Below are 17620 nucleotides of genomic sequence, written 5' to 3'. Positions count from 1 at the left end.
AGCTCTTCGGTCGTCACAACCCGAATGCTGGACACCCTCCCCGCATGTCCGGAGCAGAACCGGCAAACCCAGCTGACTTCGGAACTACTCGTCTAGCTGTTCTGACCCGTGAGCTCTGTCACCAACCTCCGTGGTCAGTACACCTAGGGCGAGTTCGGCCGGCGTCACCCTGCGCTGGAGCTTCCGGCTGAGGGCTTCGGCGAGGTAGCCCGGCGTCCGGCCGGTCGGCGTGCCGCCGGCCACCCAGTAGTGGACGGCCGAACGGGAGGTGCCCAGCGGCTCTCCCGCTTCGGCCGCGACCGTGCGGATCGCCTTGGCGAGCGCTTCGTACGTGCACCCGGATGCTTGGATGACTGCGGCAAGTTGCTCGTTTCGTTGCTGTCGTTCAGTCATCCCCTGCTACAGCAGCACCGACCTGTACCACTGGACCTACCAGAGCCGGGCCCTGACGCTGCAGCCCAGCGGCGACCTCGGCCCCCACCGGATCGTCGAGCGGCCGAAGGTCATCTACACCGCCGCCACCGCCACCCACGTGATGTACCTGCACATCGACAGCCCCTCCTACGCCGAGGCCAAGGTCGGCGTCGCGACCAGCACGACCCCGTGCGGGCCCTACACCTACCGCAGCAGTTTCCAACCGCTCGGATTCCAGAGCCGCGACATCGACCCCTTCCAGGACACCGACGGCCCGGCGTACCTGCTCAGCGAGGACCGGGCCAACGGGCTGCGCATCGACCGGCCCGGGAGGCGGTCGAGCTGCTGCTGCGCGCCCTCGGCAGGTCGGGCAACCCGGCCGACTCGATCCGGTTGCTGCGCCCCGAGCTGGTCGTCCGGGAGAGCACCGGCCCGGTCGGCGGGCACTGAGCTGATCCGGCCCGTGAACCCGGCCGGCCCGAGCCGAGCAGTTCTGCGCAAAGCCCTTCGTGCGAGCACACTACACTTCCGTCATGCTCAAAGCTGACCGTACCGCCCGGATCCTCGCGCACCTCACCGAGGCGGGCAGCGCCGACGTGCACGAGCTGGCCGGGCTCCTGGCGGTGTCCTCGGCCACCGTCCGCCGGGACCTGCAGGAACTCCACGACCAGGGCCTGCTGCACCGCACCCGCGGCGGGGCGGTCACCGGGGCCGTCAACCTCGAACTGCCGCTGCGCCACAAGCACGGTACCCGGCAGGCGGAGAAGCGCCGGATCGCCCTCGCGGCCGACCGGCTCGTGCCGGACGGCTCGGTGGTGGGACTGACCGGCGGCACAACGACCAGCGAGCTGGCCCGCGTCCTGGCGGATCGCGGCGGGATCACCATCGTGACCAACGCCGTCAACATCGCGGCCGACCTGATCGTCCGTCCGGACATCCGGCTGGTGGTGGTCGGCGGCATCGCCCGGACCACCAGCTACGAGCTGGTCGGGCCGGCGGCCGACCGGATGCTCGCCCAGTACCACCTCGACATCGCGTTCATCGGCGTGGACGGCCTGACCCCGCAGGAGGGCTGCACCACCCACGACGAGATGGAGGCCCAGACCGACCGCGCGTTCCTGCGCAGCAGCGCCCGGTCGGTCGTGCTGGCCGACAGCAGCAAGATCGGCCGGGTGACCTTCGCCCGGATCTGCCCGCTCTCCGAGGTCCACGACCTGGTCACCGACGCCGGGGCCACCGAGGCCGAGGACGAGGCGATCGCCGCCTGCGGAGTAGGGGTCCTGCGCGTCTGACGCCCGCATGCGCCACCGCGGCGCACCCACGGCGCCCGGCCGGGGCCTCCCCGGCCGGGCTTTTCTGCTGTCCGAACGGTTGACATGGCTCCTCCTACCCAGGAAGCTCTTTCGAACCTGCGCAAAACCAGCTCTCTTCAAGCACCTGCGATCACTCGATCAAGCGCGTACGAAGGCGGTAACTGCGGTGAACAAACGTGTGCCGGCGCTCATCACGGCCTGTGCCCTCGGCGCCCTCGCCCTCACCTCCTGCGGCAGCGGCGGCAGTGGCGGCGGCAACGGCGGCGGAACCGACGCCGACGGCAACGTGACGCTCAAACTCGTCGCCGCCGACTACGGCGACAAGGAGTCCAACAGCTCCAAGGACTACTGGAACGGCGTCGCCACCGCCTTCACGGCGGCCAACCCCGGCATCAAGGTCGACGTCCAGGTGCTGAACTGGAACGACATCGACCAGCAGGTCAGGACGATGATCCAGAGCGGCAACGTGCCGGACGTCCTGCAGACCGGCGGTTACGCGGACAAGGTCGCCGACGACCTCCTCTACACGGCGCAGGACGTGCTGTCGCCCGCCACCCGCGGCAACCTGATCGACAGCTTCGCCAAGGCCGGCGAGGTCAAGGGCGTGCAGTACGGCATACCCTTCGTCTCCTCGGCCCGCCTCCTGTTCTACAACAAGGCGGTCTTCCGGCAGGCCGGGATCACCCAACCGCCCACCACCTGGGACGAGTTGCGCGCGGACGCCGAGCAGATCAAGGCCAGGGTGCCCGGTGTCACCCCGTACGCACTGCCACTCGGCCCGGAGGAGGCCCAGGGCGAGAGCATGCTCTGGGAGCTCGGCAACGGCGGCGGCCCCAACGCCAAGGACGGCTCGTACACCCTCAACAGCCAGGCGAACGCCGACACCTTCCGCTGGCTGAAGGCCAACCTGGTCGACCCCGGCCTGACCTACCCCAACCCGGCCACCACCGACCGCAAGACCTCCTTCGCCGACTTCGCCGCCGGCAAGGCCGCCATGGCCAACGGCCACCCCTCGCTGATCCAGATGGCCCAGGCGGGCAAGGTCGACTACGGCGTCGTCGCCGTCCCCGGCAAGACGGGCCCGCTCACCTCCACCCTCGGCGTCGCGGACTGGATGATGGCCTTCAAGAAGAACGGCCACCGCGAACAGATCAAGAAGTTCCTCGACTTCGCGTACGCCAAGGACTCCATGCTCAAGTTCGACGAGACCTACAACCTGCTGCCGGTCACCCAGGACACCCTGAGCGCGATGACCGCCGGCGGCAACCACAAAGACCTCGAACCGTTCCTCTCCGTCCTGCCGAACGCCGTCTTCTACCCGCTCGGCGACACCACCTGGGACATCGTCTCGGCCGAACTCAAGAAGAGCGTCGGCAGCGCCGTCTCGGGCGACCCGGCCAAGGTGCTCGGCGACCTCCAGAAGAAGGCCCAGGACGCCGTCGCGAACAAGTAGCGGCCCGCACCTCCTCGGGGCCCGCCCGGTGGATCGCCGCCGGGGCCGCCCTCACGCCGTCCCGCGAAAGGCCCCCCCGTGACTCCCGACTCCCAGGCGCCGCGCGCGAGCGCGCCGCGCCGCCCGGCTCCCCCGGGCCACCGCCCGGGCCGACTCGGACCGCTGCCGTGGATCGCCCCGGCCGTCCTGCTGATCCTCGCCGTCGTGCTGTGGCCGGTGTACGAGATGGTCCGCACCTCGTTCCTGCGGATCAGCACCAGCGGCTTCGTCCGCGGCTCCGCCGGACTCGACAAGTACCGCAAGCTGTTCGGCGAGGCCGACCTCGGCCACGTCCTGCTCGCCACGGTGGTCTGGACCCTCGCCGTCGTCGCCCTGACGATGCTGATCTCGCTCGGCCTGGCCCAGCTGTTCAACCAGCGCTTCCCGGGCCGCCGTTACGCCCGCTGGGCGCTGATCGCCCCCTGGGCCGCCTCCGTACTGATGACCGCCATCGGCTTCCGCTGGATGCTCGACCGGACCGCCGGCGTGCTCAACACCGCCATGACCGACCTCGGCCTGATCGACGGCCCCCACGACTGGCTCGGCAACCCCTCGACGGCCTGGCCCTGGATGGTCTTCGTCGCCGTCTTCGTCTCCCTCCCGTTCACCACCTACACCCTGCTGGCCGGCCTGCAGACCGTCCCCGCGGAGGTGTACGAGGCGGCCCGGGTGGACGGCGCCTCGCCCTGGCAGACCTACCGGCGAGTCACCCTGCCGCTGCTGCGCCCGGCCTTCCTGGTCGGCGTGGTGATCAACCTGATCAACGTCTTCAACTCCTTCCCCGTCATCTGGGGCATGACCCGGGGCGGCCCGAGCAGCGACACCGCCACCACCACGGTGTTCATGTACCAGCTGAAGAGCACCGACATCGGCGAGTCCGCGGCCATGTCAGTGGTCAACTTCGCCCTGGTGGTGCTGCTGGTGCTCGCCTTCCTCAAGGCCAGCCGCTGGAACCGGGAGGAGGCGTGAGCGCCCGGCCCGGCGGCCGCCGGATCGCGCCGCGCACCCTGGCCCTCGCGGGAGCCGCCTGGCTGCTGGCGGCCGTCTTCCTGCTCCCCTACCTGGTGATGACCCTCACCGCGCTGCGCCCGGCCGACGAACTGCGCGACGCGACCTACCTGCCACGGCACTTCGCCTGGTCCAACTTCATCGACGTCTGGCGCGAGTCGACCCTCGGCGGCAACCTGAAGGTCACCCTGCTGGTCGCCGGCGGGTCCACCGTCCTGGCGGCACGTGGTCTCCGGACTGACCGCCGGATCGGTCAAGTAGCCGACGGCCCCCGGAGTCGACCACCTCCCGCCTCCCTCCCGACCCCCTCCCCCTCCCTCCCCCTCGCCCGAGGAGCCCGTCGCATGACCTCCCGCACGCCCTCCCAGACCTCCGCCGAGATCGCCTCGCAGCCCGAGTGCTGGCGCCGTGCCGCCGACGCCCTGCCCCGGCATACCGGTGCGCTGCCCCGCCGGGGCGAACGGGTCGCCGTCGTCGGCTGCGGCACCTCCTGGTTCATGGCCCAGGCGTACGCGGTCCTGCGCGAGAGCGGCGGGCACGGGGTGACGGACGCCTTCGCCGCCTCGGAGTTCCCGCCCGGGCGCGACTACGACCGGATCCTGGCCGTCTCCCGCTCCGGCACCACGACCGAGGTCCTCGACCTGCTCGGCCTGGCCCGTACCGCCGGGATTCCCACCACCGCCGTCACCGCCGACCCCGCCACCCCGGTCATGGCGCTCGCCGACGCCGTCGCGGTGCTCGACTTCGCCGACGAGCGCTCCGTGGTGCAGACCCGCTTCGCCACCAGCGTGCTCGCCCTGCTGCGCGCCCACCTGGAGGCCGAGGGCGCACGGCCTGACGGCGTCCACCCGCTGGACCGGGCGGTGCGGGACGCCGGACGGGCCGTCACACAGCCGCTCCCCGCCGGGCTCCGCGACGCCGAACAGTTCACCTTCCTCGGGCGCGGCTGGACCCACGGGCTGGCGCTGGAGGCCGGGCTGAAGATGCGCGAGGCGGCTGGTGCGTGGACCGAGGCGTACCCCGCGATGGAGTACCGGCACGGGCCGATCAGCATCGCCGAACCGGGCCGGGCGACCTGGGTGTTCGGGCCGGCGCCCGCGGGTCTCGCCGAGGACATCGCCCGCACCGGCGCCCTCCTGGTCACCGGGTCCGGAAGCGCGGACGACGACCTGGACCCGCTGGCCGACCTCGTCCGGGCGCAGCGGCTGGCCGTCGAGGTGGCCGAGGCGCGCGGCTGCGACCCGGACCGGCCGCGCCACCTCACCCGGTCGGTGGTCCTCGCGGAGCAGCAGCGGGGCTGACCAGCAGCGGGGCTGAACCTCACCCCGCCCGGCCGCCGCGGGCCTCGCCACAGGCCGGGCCCGACCACCGAGAACCCGCCACCCCCGTGGAGGAAGACCGTGCCGCTCACCCCGACCGCCGAGATCGTCCGCTCCGCCGCCGAACGGGGCGCCGGTGCCGGAGCGTTCAACGTCGTACAGCTCGAACACGCCCAGGCGATCGTCGCCGGGGCCCAGGGCGCCGGGCGGCCGGTGATCCTCCAGATCAGTCAGAACACCGTCCGCTACCACGGCGCGCTCGAACCGATCGCGCTCGCCGTGCTCTCGGTCGCCCGCGCGGCGAGCGTCCCGGTCGCCGTCCACCTCGACCACGCCGACTCCCCCGAGCTGGTGCGCGAGGCCGTCGGGCTGGGGTTCGGCTCGGTGATGTTCGACGCCTCCGCCCCGCCGTACGAGGAGAACCTCGCCGCGACCCGGGAGGTGGTGGCCCGCTGCCACCAGCAGGGTGTCCACGTGGAGGCGGAGCTCGGCGAGATCGGCGGCAAGGACGGCGCCCACGCGCCGGGGGTGCGCACCGACCCGGACCAGGCACGGGACTTCGTCGCCGCCACCGGGGTCGACACCCTGGCCGTGGCGGTCGGCAGCTCGCACGCGATGGCCACCCGGGACGCCGTCCTCGACCTCGCGCTGATCGCCCGGCTGCGCGCGGCCGTCCCCGTCCCACTGGTCCTGCACGGCTCCTCCGGGGTCAGCGACACCGGGCTGACCGAGGCCGTCCGGGCGGGCATCACCAAGGTCAACATCGGCACCCGGCTCAACCAGGTGTTCAGCCGGGCCGTCCGCGACCACCTCGGCGCCCACCCCGAGGCCGTCGACACCCGCCGGTACCTCGCGCCCGCCCGGGAGGCCGTCGCCGCCGAGGTCGCCCGCCTGCTGCGCCTGCTCGCCCCCTGAGACCACGCCCGTCCCCCGCTCGTTCGACCCGCACCTCCGACCCGCACCTCCCCGTCACGCTCCGGAACCACCCGCCCAGCCGACAGGAGACACCCGTGCGCCTGCTACGCCCCCACCTCCGACGGGCCGCCCTCACTGCGGCCCTGGCCAGCCTCGCCGCCGTCGCCGGCCCCACCCTGCCGGCCCGGGCCGCGGGGCCCGGCTCCGCCGTCCTCGACCGGGACCACCAGAGCGTCACCTGGCAGAGCCCGGTCTTCGCCAAGGGCACGCTCGGCGGCGCCGCCAGCTGCCCCCCGGCCACCCAGGACCCGGACGGCACGGTCTGCGGCCGCTTCGACCTGACCGTCCACGTGCCGGCCGGCTACTGGGCCGACAACCCCGAGGGCGGCGTCCCGGTCTCCATCCAGTGGCAGAACCCCGCCGACGACTTCGACCTCTACATCTACGACGACGCCGGCAAGGAGGTCGCCGAGAGCGCGGGCACCGCCGACCCCGAGGCGACCGTGATCCAGAACGCCTCCGGCACCTACCACGTCCTGGTCGTCCCCTACGACGTCCACGGCGGCTCCTTCACCGTCAGCGCCCACCTGCCGCAGACCACCGACGCGGGCGACCTCACCGCCTTCTCCGGCTCCCAGGGCAGCTACGACATCTCCGCCGGCCCGCTGAAGGCCAAGGTCGACTTCCTCGCCGACGACCAGCTGCGGCTGCGCGCCGCCCCGGACGGCGTCCTCACCGACCCGGCCGGCAGCACCATCATCCGCAAGCAGCCCGAACTCCAGCGCGCCACCAGCACCTTCGACGCCGGCGACTACCACGGCATCCGCTCCAAGGACCTGGTACTGCGGGTCTACAAGCACCCGCTGCGCTTCGGTCTGTACAAGGCCGACGACCGCACCGCCATCTGGCAGGAGGACGCCCCGCTGCGCTGGTCCACCAGCGGCATGCGGCAGAGCCTGGTACGCGGCGGCGACGAGCAGTTCTTCGGCGGCGGCGAGCAGAACGGCAGCTTCTCGCACCGCGACCGGACCGTCCACGTCGCCAACAGCTTCGACTGGAACGAGGGCGGCTACAACAACTCCCAGCCCTTCTACGTCTCCAGCGCCGGCTACGGCGTCTTCCGCAACACCTTCGCCCCGGGGATCTACGACTTCGGCTCGCCGGTCCGCACCGGGCAGCAGGAACGGCGCCTGGACGCCTACTACTTCACCGGTGACGTGAAGTCGGTGATCGGCCAGTACACCGGCCTGGTCGGCAAGCCCTTCATGCCGCCGGTCTACGGCCTGGAGCCCGGCGACTCCGACTGCTACCTGCACAACGCCAACCGCGGCGAGCGCCACACCACGGACGCCGTGACGGTCGCCGACGGCTACGTGCGGAACCAGATGCCGCTCGGATGGATGCTGGTCAACGACGGCTACGGCTGCGGCTACGAGAACCTGCCGCAGACCGGCGACGGCCTGCGCAAGGACCACGCCCAGCTCGGCCTCTGGACCCAGAACGGCCTGCCCAACCAGGCCGAGGAGGTCAAGGCCGGCGTCCGGGTGCGCAAGCTCGACGTGGCCTGGGTCGGCAACGGCTACGACTTCGCACTGAACGCCTGCGACCAGGCCAAGGCCGGCATCGAGGACAACAGCGACGCCCGCGGCTTCGTCTGGCTGCCCGTCTCCTGGGCCGGCGCCCAGCGCTGCGGCGTGCTGTGGAGCGGCGACCAGAGCCTGTCCTGGGACTACATCCGCTGGCAGATCCCCACCTATGCCGGCGCCACCATGTCCGGCATCGCCTACAACACCGGGGACGTCGGCTCGATCTTCCGGCGCGACCCGAAGATGTACACCCGCGACCTGCAGTGGAAGGCCTTCCTCCCGGCGATCATGACGATGGACGGCTGGGCCCGGGACATGTCCGGCAAGGAGCAGCGCGACCAGCAGCCATGGCTGGACGGCGAGCCGTACACCTCGATCAACCGCAAGTACCTCCAGCTGAAGGAACGGCTGCTGCCGTACATGTACACCCTGTCCGCCGAGGCCACGAAGAGCGGCATCGGCGCCGTGCGCCCGCTCGCCCTGGAGTACCCGAACGACCCGAACGCCCTCGGGCCGAACGCCACGTACGAGTTCCTGGCCGGGCCCGACTTCCTGGTCGCACCGGTCTACTCCGACACCTCGGTGCGCAACGGCATCTACCTGCCGGAGGGCACCTGGACCGACTACTGGACCGGACGCACCTACCAGGGCCCGACCACGATCGACGGCTACTCCGCCCCGCTCGACACCCTGCCGCTGTTCGTCAAGGGCGGTGCGATCGTGCCGATGTGGCCGAAGGGCACGCTGTCCTACCAGACCAGGAACCGCGGCGAACTCGACTACGACCTCTACCCGCAGGCCCAGGGAGACTCCTCCTACACCCTGTACGAGGACGACGGCGTCACCCGGCAGTTCACCGCCGGCTCCTCGGCCACCCAGCAGGTCGACGTCCACTCCGCCGGCCCGGTCACCGTCATCAAAGTCGGTGCCAGCGAGGGGAGTTACGCCGGCAAGCCGGCCTCCCGGGCGTACCGCTTCACGGTGCACGGCCAACCGGCCCCGCGCCAGGTGGTCTCCCAGGGCGGCCCGCTCACCCGGCTCGACTCCGCCGCCGCGCTCGACTCCGCCCCCTCGGGCTGGTACTACGACGCCGCGACCGGGGTGACCCACGTCAAGACGCCGAGCCGGCCCACCGACCGGGACTTCTCCGTCGAACTGATCCACGGCGGCCACTGACCGGATCCGTCCCCGAGGGGCCTCTCGCGTCCGCGCGAGAGGCCCCTCGGCTGTCGAGGGCTTCGATGGACACCCGCAGCCCGTCGAACCTGTCGTCCTGCCACCCGTGGCGAACGCTCGCCCGACAGCGTTTCCAGCGCGAAGCCGACCCGGGTGCCGTGCGTACGGACCTCCTCCGTGGTGAAGCCGGAGGCCTCCCGGGTCGGCAGCGACGGCTCGACGTCGTGCCGAGGTCCCCGGAGGCGGCCTTATGGCTGAGTTTACGCCGGTGGCAACACAGGAAAACAACCAGTTGGAAGTTCATGAAGTGGAACTCACTCCGGAGGAGTGGGATGCCTTCCGCGCGTCACCGATCAAATTCCTGACGGATCTTGCCGGTTCTGATGGGATCAAGGTAAATCGACTCTTGCTCGATTCGCGGATGGTAGAAACGTGGATCGACAATGATGGCGACAGCGATGGCCCCCCTGGCATCTGCCATGGGGTGCTGACGAGGCAACATGTCATCACTGGCCCTTACAAATCGACGGTGGGGTGGCACTGCTCCGGGCATTGGGAATAATCTCCGGATCTTCAGTCGGCCAACTTATGGCGGTCCGTCTGTTGATCCGGCGGGCCACTTCGGTTCTTCCGGCTGGTTACGGCTGGATTAGAACCTGCCGTTTCGGACAGGTGCCAGGTTGCCCCGGGCGTGTGCCCATTGAGGCTCGAGTCTGACCATCCGGGCGGCTGTCGTCGATGTGCAAAGCACCCGCCTGAAGGCCGTGAGACCTCGAAGCGAGTGCTGCTGAATCGGACCTTGTTTCTCCTCGAAGCATGACGGTGGTCTTCGCCCCACGCGGATTGCTATTAAGGAGTCCCCGGCTGTGTTGCACCGATGTGGGTCCACTCTCCGAATCCTGCACCGCTGAGATCCTGCAGCATGGTGTAGTTCCCGTTGTCATCAAGCCTGCCCGTTGCAGCCGCTCGTGTGCGTGCGTTGTAAAAGAAGAGCAGGCGGTTGTCAGGCACGATGTGGGTCCACTCTCCGAATCCTGCACCGCTGAGATCCTGCAGCATAGTGTAATTCCCGCTGCCATCAAGCCTGCCCGTTGCAGCCGCTCGTGTGCGTGCGCTGTAGAAGAAGAGTGCCGAAGGATCCGCTTCAAAGACGATGTGGGTCCATTCTCCAAATCCCGCAGCGCTGAGATCCTGCAACATGGTGTAGTTCCCGCTGCCATCGAGCCTGCCCGTTGCAGCCTCTCGCGTATCTGCGCTGTAGAAGAAGATCAGGGAACCGTTGGGGACGATATGAGTCCACTGCCCGAACTTGTCACCGCTGAGATCCTGCAGCATGGTGTAGTTCCCGCCGCCATCGAGCCTAGCTGTTGCAGCGCCTCGCGTATTTTCGTTATAAAAGAAAAGCTGGCCATCGCCAGGCACGACGTGGGTCCACTCTCCGAATCCTGCAGTGCTGAGATCCTGCAACATGGCGTAGTTCCCACTGCCATCGACCCTGCTTGTTGCAGCCGCTCTCGTTTGCCGCGAGCACACCCCGCACCCACCGCGGCTGACCCCTCCACTGACTCCTCCACCGTTCCCGCAGTCCACCCCTCACCAGGCCAAACTATGCGGGCGCCGGGCATCGATCAAAGAAGCGACCACCACACGGTACGGAGTGATCTGCATCATGGCGACACTGCCGGATTGCAACTCGTCCGGCTGTAGACGTCGCGAACGCTGCCTCCGTGGACAGGCCGCTCAACCGCCGCATGGATCCATCCGCACACGGGGTGACACAAGTCGCACCCTCGCTTGGCACATCGCCCGCCGGCCCGGCGGCGTGGCCGCCTGGCGCTGTCCAGTATCGCCACCTGGGCATCCGGACGTTCGGGGCTATGCCGACACCGGCGATTCCGGGTTCCGCGCCGAAGTCGAAGCCGAACAGGCACTCGCCCGCGGCGACCGCCGGCGTCCGCCTCGCGGGCGAAGCCCTCGATGTCGGCGGCCAGGAGGTCGAGGGCGTCCCGTCCTCCCCGGACCGTTCCGGCCTGCCGATCCTGTCGATCACCGAACCGGATCGTCCTGACGGCTCTTCGGCCTTCGGCGGTCAATCGACCTGGGCGACCTTGTAGGCGATCCCGCCTTCGATGAGGTAGCCCGTGCCGACGCAAACGATGTCGTTCAGCCATGCGTACTCCTGCGATCCGGTCTCGAAGAGCGGGTTGGTGCGGAAGTAGTACCGGGCCGGATCGACGTCGTACCGCTTGGCCGGATCGGCGATGTCGGCCCGCAGCTCGGGCGGGGTGACCCAGCGGCCGCCGTAGGTCATGTACACCAGGGCGTCGTCGTGGGTGCGCAGGGTGAGGCGCACGTCCAGGGACATCGTCCCGTCGGGGCGGAACAGGGCCCAGTCGCCGCCGATCGGGAGCACCTCGCCGTGCAGGCGCGGGCCGTGGAAGGTGCCTCCGGTGTCGCCGAAGAGCGTTCTGCGGCCGAGCGGGCCGGTGCCGAAGTCCAGCCGGGGGGCCAGGTCGATGACGAGGTCGAACAGGTGGCTCGTGGTGATCTCGCCGAGGGTCTTCGTGCGAGGGTCGGGGGTCATGCGCTGCCTCCCAGCAGGGTGTGCCGGACCTGGTCGGTGGAGACGCCTGACTGGGCGCACAGCTCCGCGAGGTCGAGGAAGAACCGCTCGCCGGCGATCAGGCCGTCGGCGAAGGTGAACTGGAGGAACACCGGCAGTTGGGCGCGCCTGCCGTTGGGCGTCACGCCGAACCGGTCGCCGGTCATGGTCATGCGTGCCGTTCCCCAGCAGAGCAGGGTGTCGACGTTGCCGGCGTGCCCGTCGAGGGTGACTTGGTAGTCGGGGAAGGACGCGAAGAAGCGTGCCAGCGCCTTCTCGTTCTCCCGCAGGCCGCGGGCCTTGGTGCCGAAGGGCGGCGACTCCAGCAGGACGTCGTGGTGCAGGAGCCGGAGCGCCGCGGGCAGGTCCTGGCGGCTCTTGGCGTGCGCCAGCGCCTGGGCGAGTTCGAACATCTGATGGGTCTTCACGCAGAAAACGTACGGTCGTACGTATGTTTTGTGCAAGGGGGATGGCACAATGAGTCCGGTGAGCGAGGATGTGCGGGACGGGCGCCTGCTTCGAGGCCTGCGGTCGCGGCGGACGATCGTGCGGCACGCCGTCGACACGGCGTCGCTGGAGGGACTCGACGGGCTCAGCTTCGGTCGACTCGCGACCGACCTGGACGTAGGCAAGAGCAGTATCCAGACGCTCTTCGCCACGAAGGAAAAGCTCCAACTGGCCGTGATCGAGGCGGCGCGCGAGGCCTTCGAGGAGGCCGTGGTCCGCCCCGCGCTGGCCGAGCCCCGGGGCGCCGAGCGGCTGCGCGCCCTGGTCGAGCGCTGGCTCGCCTACGCCGAGCAGCCGCTCTTCCCGGGCGGATGCTTCTGGGCGGCGAACCTGCCCGAGTTCGACAGCCGACCGGGCCCGGTGCGGGACATGCTGGCCGGCCAGCAACGGGCCTGGCGCGAGCGCATCGCCGCCGAGCTGCGACACTCCCACGGCGCGGGCACCACCGCCGGCCTCGACGCGGACCTGACGGCGTTCCAGATCGACGCCGTGCTCACCGCCGCGAACACCGCGATGCGCCTGGGCGACGACGCAGCGGCCGCCAAGGTCCGCCGCGTCCTCGACAGCCTCCTCGCGCCCGCGTCCGGGGGCGGCTGAGCCGCCCCCGGACGTGCCCGGAGAACGGGCCTGCGGGCGTGTCCGGGACGGCAGCGAGCCGGGGAGCACCGCCCACGGTCCCTGGCCGCTGACGCGGATCCGCGCCACGGCCCGGCGCCGCTTCGGCCCTCCACCCGCCTGCGGGTGCGCCCCCGCAGGCGGGCGTTCTTCATGACCGACGCGGCGGGTCCGGTTGGAGGTGGAGGGCTTCCGCATCCGGGAGGCTGCCCGCGGGCCCCGGCCCCGTCACTCACCAGGATTCCGAGGTTTGCGCCACGCTGTCGGATGGGCGGGCCTGGTGCTGGTGGGGGGCGAGGGCTTTGAGGGCCATGAGGGGGAAGGCCAGGATGGAGAGCATGGCCGCGCCCACCAGGGCGGCGGCCTCGCCCTGTCCCAGTACGCCGTCGTCGACGCCGATGGTGGTGATCGCGACCACGAGGGGCAGGCAGGTGGCGCAGTAGAGCGTCAGCGAGGTCCGTTCGCGGCGGGACAGGTCACGGGGGGCGAGGAGCCAGGCGGGGGCGCCGCGCAGGAGGAGGAACAGGAGGAGGAAGACCGGGAGCAGGAGGAGGGATCGGCCGCCGCCGAGCAGAGCGTGGAGGTCGAAGTTGATGCCGGTGACGATGAAGAAGACCGGGACCAGGAAGCCGAAGCCCATCGCCTCGATCTTGCCGAGGACTTCCGCGCTGCTCTCGGGGGCCGCTCCGTGCAGGATCAGGCGTGTGAGCAGGCCGGCGGCGAAGGCGCCGAGCAGGGTGTCGAGCCCGAACGCGACGGACAGTCCAAGCATGACGGCGAGCAGCAGCATGACCAGGCGGACCGCGAACTGTCCGCTGGTGTGCAGCGTGGTGGCGACGATGCGGGCGAACCACGGCGGGCGTGGACGCATCGCCCAGTAGAGGGCGCCGGCGGTCACCGCGGCGAAGGCGGCGAGCAGGGCGGTGGCCGCACCCGGCGCGCGCCCGCTGAGCAGCAGCGCCATCGCGATGATCGGGCCGAATTCACCGACGGCTCCGAAGGCCATCATCACGGTGCCGAATCGGCTGTGCAGCACGGCCGAGTCGCGCAGCATCGGCAGGACGGCGCCCAGCGCGGTGCTGGTGAGCGCTGTGCCGATGACGAAGCTCTTGGTGGCCTGGGCGCCGGTCAGGGCGAAGGTGATTCCCAGGGCGAGCGCGAGCGTGAGCACCCACGCGCCGACGGCCCGGCGCAGCGTGTCCCCGCGTACGGCGGCGAACTCGATCTCGTAGCCGGACAGGAAGATCAGCATCGACAGCCCCAGGGTGGACAGGGTGTCGATGAGTTCGTCGGGGTGGGCCCAGCCCAGCGCGTCGGGGCCGATCACGATGCCGAGGCCGATCTCGAAGATCGCCACTGGCACGGTCAGCCGGCGGGCGGCCGCGTAGGCGAGGAGCGGGGCGAGCACCGCGATGGCCATGATCAGGATGAGCGTCCCGGGATGCGACATGGCTACTGGTTAGCACGAAGTCGGGCAAAACGTCCGCAATGTGTCGAGGCGGGCCCCACGGCGGCAGCCGTCCACCTCGCCCCCCGCGGTGGGGCGCCGCAGCATGGGCGCCGATCACAAGGCTCCCCGAGCACGCGGCCGGCTGGCGCGCGATCTGGAGACGCGTCCCGCTGCCAGAGGTCCTCCTGCTGCGTCACCCCCTGGCGGTCCTTGACCGGGTAGAGCTTCGCGTGGAACACCCGCCGGTCCAGCTTGGAACCCTCCGCCCCACCGATCGAACCCCGGAGCCTCCAACACGGTCGCCGCGAGGAGTGGGCGGCACGGGCAGCGTCCGACTGCTCTTCAGCCTCCCGTGCTCAACAGGCTTCAGGGGCACGCATGCAGCCCCCGGGCCGCGCCGGCCGGTTCGGCACCGGGTCAGGAGCTTTTTCTCCATGGGCCGGGCCTGCACCCCGGCTGGCATCGGTGTGGCCGCCCGGGGGCGGGCGGCCACACCGTGATGGTCAGGAGAGCGGGTTGGCGGCGGCCGCGAGGTCGGTGATGGTCTGCGGGAAGCGGGTGACGATGGAGCCGGGATTGAGGACGTCGTGGGCCGCGGTGAGGCAGGCGTTGCGCAGGCGGCCGTTGGTGGAGAGGTAGGCGAGCTGGGTGAGGGCGTGGGACTGGAGGGTGCGGGCCTGCTTCTCGGTGTTGGCGGGGACGGCCAGGGGGATGGAGCAGGCCGAGATCACCGGGTCGAGGAGGACCACGGCCTGCGCGTAGTCAGGGGTGGTCTTGTCGTAGGCGTTTTGGGCGGCTGCGATGAGCTTGGCCGCGCCGCCCTGGGCGATCAGGGCCGCTTTGGCGGTGACGGCGAGGTCCGGGGCCCCCAGGCTGGTGCCGGCCAGCTTGGCCCACAGCTCGCGGACAGTCCGGGTGGGGGTGCCCGCGTAGCCGGAGCTGTTGACCACGCTCGCCAGTGCGCCCGGGTCGGCGGTGGTGGCGGCCGCACGGTGGGCGGACAGCCAGGCGGACACCTCGTTGCCCGGCGTCGTCATGTCCTCCCCGACCGTCGTCCACACCGGCCAACCGTAGGCGGACATGCCGATCCGGGCCGTGGCGCCGAAGGCGGCGATCGTCTGGTCCAGGAAGGCGGCGCGGGCCTTGTTCACGCCGCCCAGCGGGCCGGGGCCGGCCAGGTAGACGGTGTTGAACGCGGGCAGGTAGACGTTCATCTCCGGCGAGGCGGCGTGGCCGCTCAGGGGCTGGAGGACCAGCTCCACGCCGTCCACCTCGACGACGTACAGGCCCTCGTGCCAGGCGATCTGCGTCGAGGCGGGCCAGTCGGCCTGCGAGGTCGCGGCGGGCAGCAGGCCGCCGACGGTGTGGGTGGGCGCCACGAACGTCGAGGTCCCGACGTAGAGGGTCAGGCCGAGGTCGGATTCGACCAGGCCGGACGGGCCCGGCTCGAGGCGGGTGCCGTAGGCGTAGTCCAGGAGCTTCGCGCTCTGCGCGCCGTTGGTGACCTGGTTCAGCAGCGCGTCGGCGAGCAGCCTGTCGGGCGCGTAGACGGGCAGATTCGCGGGCACCTTTGCGCCGAACAGGCCCCGGACGCCGCCGAAGTGGTCCACACCGCTCTGGGTGTGGACCACGGCCGACACCGGCTTCTGGTCCTCGGTGGCGAAGCGGTACAGCTGCAGCGCGGCCTGCGCGGTCTCGGACGAGCCGAGCGGGTCGATCACCACCAGCCCGGTACTGCCGGTGACGATGGTCATGTTGGCGAGGTCGAACCCACGCACCTGGTAGACCGCACCGGCACGCTGCGAGGCGACCTGGAACAGCCCCGCCCGTTGGAGCAGCACCCCCTGGCGCCACACCGGAGCCGACACCATGGGCGGGACATTCTCCAGGTCTTCCAGGAACTCGAAGGAGGCAGAGTTCCAGACGACGCTCTTGCCGTCCTTGGACGCGATGACGGGGTTCTGGGGGACCGCGAGTAGACCCCGCGCCGCATACGTGAAATCGGTGGCGGATCCGGAAACGTTCTTGGTCCCGGCCCGGTTCTCCCCCGTGACGTACGCGCTCGGACCCACGGGCTCGAAGACATCGTTCGTAGTCATTCTGCCTCCTCAAGACACGGCAAATACCCAGGCGCCTGCGCTGCGCACCGGACCGCAATCGACACTATGAGTGACGTGACGTGCACACAATGAAACAGTGGTTCGGGTTGGCTTGATCCGATAGCAGGCCCCGAGTGCGGGCATGCCGGCCGAATGCACTGCCGCCCTGGCCCGCGCGCCCCTCAGTCCGAGCGCAGAGGAACCCAGAATTCCGTAAAGATGGCTGAATACATGGCAGACCTGCCCCTGGCGGCGACGCGCCGATTCCGCGCCAGCGAAAATCACGTGACGGTCCGTCAAGGAAAGGCGTTGAACGAGCGATCCGGCTTCGTCCACGAAAACCTCTCGTGGACGAAGCCAGCGGGGGTTCGCGCCGTCGGGCCGTCATCCCCTCGGGCCAATATTGGTCCTGTCGAGGAGGATCAGGTTACCTGTGGGGGCATCGGCGCCCCCGCAGTGGTTGAGTGGTGCACTGGCCGGCACTGCGGCGAGGAGCCCTCCCGCGGTTCCGGTCCCGTTCGTCGTCCCTCCGTGGTGGGCTGCGTGTCCATGGTTGGCGCACGAGTTGTCGGATGACGGGGATGCGATGACGATGATTCCGCCTGCTGCCGCGGGAGTCGCCGACGCGAATCCACTTCCCAGGGCTGCTGCGGCGACCGCCAGGGCTGTGACTGCTCGATGAGTGACCATGCCCTCTGAAACGGTGATCAGCGCGGTAAGTCACTGTTGATCGACAAGCGTCATTGCGCGTACCGTCCACCCCACCATCCGGGCCCAGGCCGCCGCCGGGAGACGTCCCGAGGCGCCGAGTAGCACTATGGGCATGGCACGATCCCGCTCAGGGCCGCCCATCTCCCCGCCATCGCCCAGGCGCCCGACGGCGACAGTGCACTCGACACACTGAACTGATCCCCCACCAGCTCGATCTGCACCGAGAAGTCCCCGGGCGCAGCCGTGCCCGCTTCACCCAGTTCGTCCGCGCGGCCGCCGCGAACCGCGACCGCCTCGTCTGACCCGCCGTTCCGCAAACGGGACACACAACCGAGCCAGACGCCCCGTGGGTCTCCCTTCGCCACCTGCCAAGGGAGACCCACAGGCCAGCCAGCACTTACGTGCCCTGGTGG

The 17620-nt window shown here is 70.3% G+C and carries 15 protein-coding genes; 10 read left to right on the top strand and 5 right to left on the bottom strand.

The annotated features are described in order from the left end of the window. Nucleotides 1-349 precede the first annotated feature (349 nt). The 8 genes from IF30_RS49895 (at nt 350) to IF30_RS48255 (ending at nt 9785) form a co-directional block, all read left to right on the top strand. Complete coding sequence (locus IF30_RS49895) at nt 350-961, top strand: hypothetical protein (protein WP_234322948.1); 612 nt, start codon at nt 350-352, stop codon at nt 959-961. Further along, complete coding sequence (locus IF30_RS0134265) at nt 948-1706, top strand: DeoR/GlpR family DNA-binding transcription regulator (protein WP_030245825.1); 759 nt, start codon at nt 948-950, stop codon at nt 1704-1706. The genes IF30_RS49895 and IF30_RS0134265 overlap by 14 nt, the downstream gene beginning before the upstream one ends. A gap of 187 nt (nt 1707-1893) precedes the next feature. Further along, a complete protein-coding gene (locus IF30_RS0134260; RefSeq protein WP_051711801.1) occupies nt 1894-3180 on the top strand; it encodes an extracellular solute-binding protein in 1287 nt (428 codons plus the stop codon). A gap of 78 nt (nt 3181-3258) precedes the next feature. Then, nucleotides 3259-4188, top strand: a complete 930-nt coding sequence (locus IF30_RS0134255) for a carbohydrate ABC transporter permease (RefSeq protein ID WP_037902066.1) — start codon at nt 3259-3261, stop codon at nt 4186-4188. 383 nt (nt 4189-4571) lie between these two features. Next, nucleotides 4572-5528, top strand: a complete 957-nt coding sequence (locus IF30_RS0134250) for an SIS domain-containing protein (RefSeq protein ID WP_030245817.1) — start codon at nt 4572-4574, stop codon at nt 5526-5528. A gap of 99 nt (nt 5529-5627) precedes the next feature. After that, on the top strand, nt 5628-6461 hold the full coding sequence (locus IF30_RS0134245) for a class II fructose-bisphosphate aldolase (protein WP_030245816.1): 834 nt from the start codon (nt 5628-5630) through the stop codon (nt 6459-6461). Nucleotides 6462-6556: 95 nt separating this feature from the next. Further along, nucleotides 6557-9223, top strand: a complete 2667-nt coding sequence (locus tag IF30_RS0134240) for a TIM-barrel domain-containing protein (RefSeq protein ID WP_051711799.1) — start codon at nt 6557-6559, stop codon at nt 9221-9223. Nucleotides 9224-9473: 250 nt separating this feature from the next. Next, nucleotides 9474-9785 carry a hypothetical protein gene (locus tag IF30_RS48255; protein ID WP_158835709.1) on the top strand — a complete coding sequence of 104 codons (312 nt, stop codon included), beginning with the start codon at nt 9474-9476 and terminating at the stop codon, nt 9783-9785. A 287-nt stretch (nt 9786-10072) separates the two neighbouring features. Here the strand turns inward: IF30_RS48255 and IF30_RS48250 are convergent, their stop codons facing one another. Next, complete coding sequence (locus IF30_RS48250) at nt 10073-10693, bottom strand: hypothetical protein (RefSeq protein ID WP_158835706.1); 621 nt, start codon at nt 10691-10693, stop codon at nt 10073-10075. Between the two features lie 407 nt (nt 10694-11100). Between IF30_RS48250 and IF30_RS0134235 the strand changes: the two genes are divergently transcribed. Continuing rightward, the gene (locus tag IF30_RS0134235) at nt 11101-11337 is read left to right on the top strand and encodes a hypothetical protein (protein WP_030245811.1); all 237 of its coding nucleotides are present in this window, start codon (nt 11101-11103) and stop codon (nt 11335-11337) included. On the opposite strand, the gene IF30_RS0134230 is transcribed toward IF30_RS0134235, so the two are convergent. Both IF30_RS0134230 and IF30_RS0134225 read right to left on the bottom strand, forming a co-directional pair. Next, on the bottom strand, nt 11313-11807 hold the full coding sequence (locus IF30_RS0134230) for a DUF3237 domain-containing protein (protein ID WP_051711797.1): 495 nt from the start codon (nt 11805-11807) through the stop codon (nt 11313-11315). The two genes, IF30_RS0134235 and IF30_RS0134230, sit on opposite strands and share 25 nt — an antisense overlap. Beyond that, nucleotides 11804-12253 carry an ester cyclase gene (locus IF30_RS0134225; protein WP_199807978.1) on the bottom strand — a complete coding sequence of 150 codons (450 nt, stop codon included), beginning with the start codon at nt 12251-12253 and terminating at the stop codon, nt 11804-11806. The genes IF30_RS0134230 and IF30_RS0134225 overlap by 4 nt, the downstream gene beginning before the upstream one ends. A 49-nt stretch (nt 12254-12302) precedes the next feature. Here IF30_RS0134225 and IF30_RS0134220 point away from each other — a divergent pair, with 49 nt between their 5' ends. Continuing rightward, nucleotides 12303-12929 (top strand): TetR family transcriptional regulator C-terminal domain-containing protein, encoded by a 627-nt coding sequence (locus IF30_RS0134220; RefSeq protein ID WP_030245806.1) that lies wholly within the window; start codon nt 12303-12305, stop codon nt 12927-12929. Nucleotides 12930-13179: 250 nt separating this feature from the next. On the opposite strand, the gene IF30_RS0134215 is transcribed toward IF30_RS0134220, so the two are convergent. Then, nucleotides 13180-14397 (bottom strand): cation:proton antiporter, encoded by a 1218-nt coding sequence (locus IF30_RS0134215; RefSeq protein WP_030245803.1) that lies wholly within the window; start codon nt 14395-14397, stop codon nt 13180-13182. A 503-nt stretch (nt 14398-14900) separates the two neighbouring features. Then, nucleotides 14901-16496, bottom strand: coding sequence for an alkyl sulfatase dimerization domain-containing protein (locus tag IF30_RS0134210; protein ID WP_078891930.1), 1596 nt, complete (start codon nt 16494-16496; stop codon nt 14901-14903). Nucleotides 16497-17620 lie beyond the last annotated feature (1124 nt).

It is taken from the genome of Streptomyces sp. NRRL S-350, assembly GCF_000719705.1.
Classification (GTDB): domain Bacteria; phylum Actinomycetota; class Actinomycetes; order Streptomycetales; family Streptomycetaceae; genus Kitasatospora.
The sequence above is the reverse complement of the archived record's forward strand: the minus strand, read 5'-3'. Positions and strand labels throughout refer to the sequence as shown.

Bases quoted from the DNA above. Each gene is read 5' to 3' on its own strand.
- IF30_RS0134220 (WP_030245806.1), top strand. From the start codon at position 12,303: ATGAGTCCGGTGAGCGAGGATGTGCGGGACGGGCGCCTGCTTCGAGGC.
- IF30_RS48255 (WP_158835709.1), top strand. From the start codon at position 9,474: ATGGCTGAGTTTACGCCGGTGGCAACACAGGAAAACAACCAGTTGGAA.
- IF30_RS48250 (WP_158835706.1), bottom strand. From the start codon at position 10,693: ATGTTGCAGGATCTCAGCACTGCAGGATTCGGAGAGTGGACCCACGTC.
- IF30_RS0134230 (WP_051711797.1), bottom strand. From the start codon at position 11,807: ATGACCCCCGACCCTCGCACGAAGACCCTCGGCGAGATCACCACGAGC.
- IF30_RS0134265 (WP_030245825.1), top strand. From the start codon at position 948: ATGCTCAAAGCTGACCGTACCGCCCGGATCCTCGCGCACCTCACCGAG.
- IF30_RS0134250 (WP_030245817.1), top strand. From the start codon at position 4,572: ATGACCTCCCGCACGCCCTCCCAGACCTCCGCCGAGATCGCCTCGCAG.
- IF30_RS49895 (WP_234322948.1), top strand. From the start codon at position 350: ATGACTGCGGCAAGTTGCTCGTTTCGTTGCTGTCGTTCAGTCATCCCC.
- IF30_RS0134210 (WP_078891930.1), bottom strand. From the start codon at position 16,496: ATGACTACGAACGATGTCTTCGAGCCCGTGGGTCCGAGCGCGTACGTC.
- IF30_RS0134215 (WP_030245803.1), bottom strand. From the start codon at position 14,397: ATGTCGCATCCCGGGACGCTCATCCTGATCATGGCCATCGCGGTGCTC.
- IF30_RS0134235 (WP_030245811.1), top strand. From the start codon at position 11,101: ATGCCGACACCGGCGATTCCGGGTTCCGCGCCGAAGTCGAAGCCGAAC.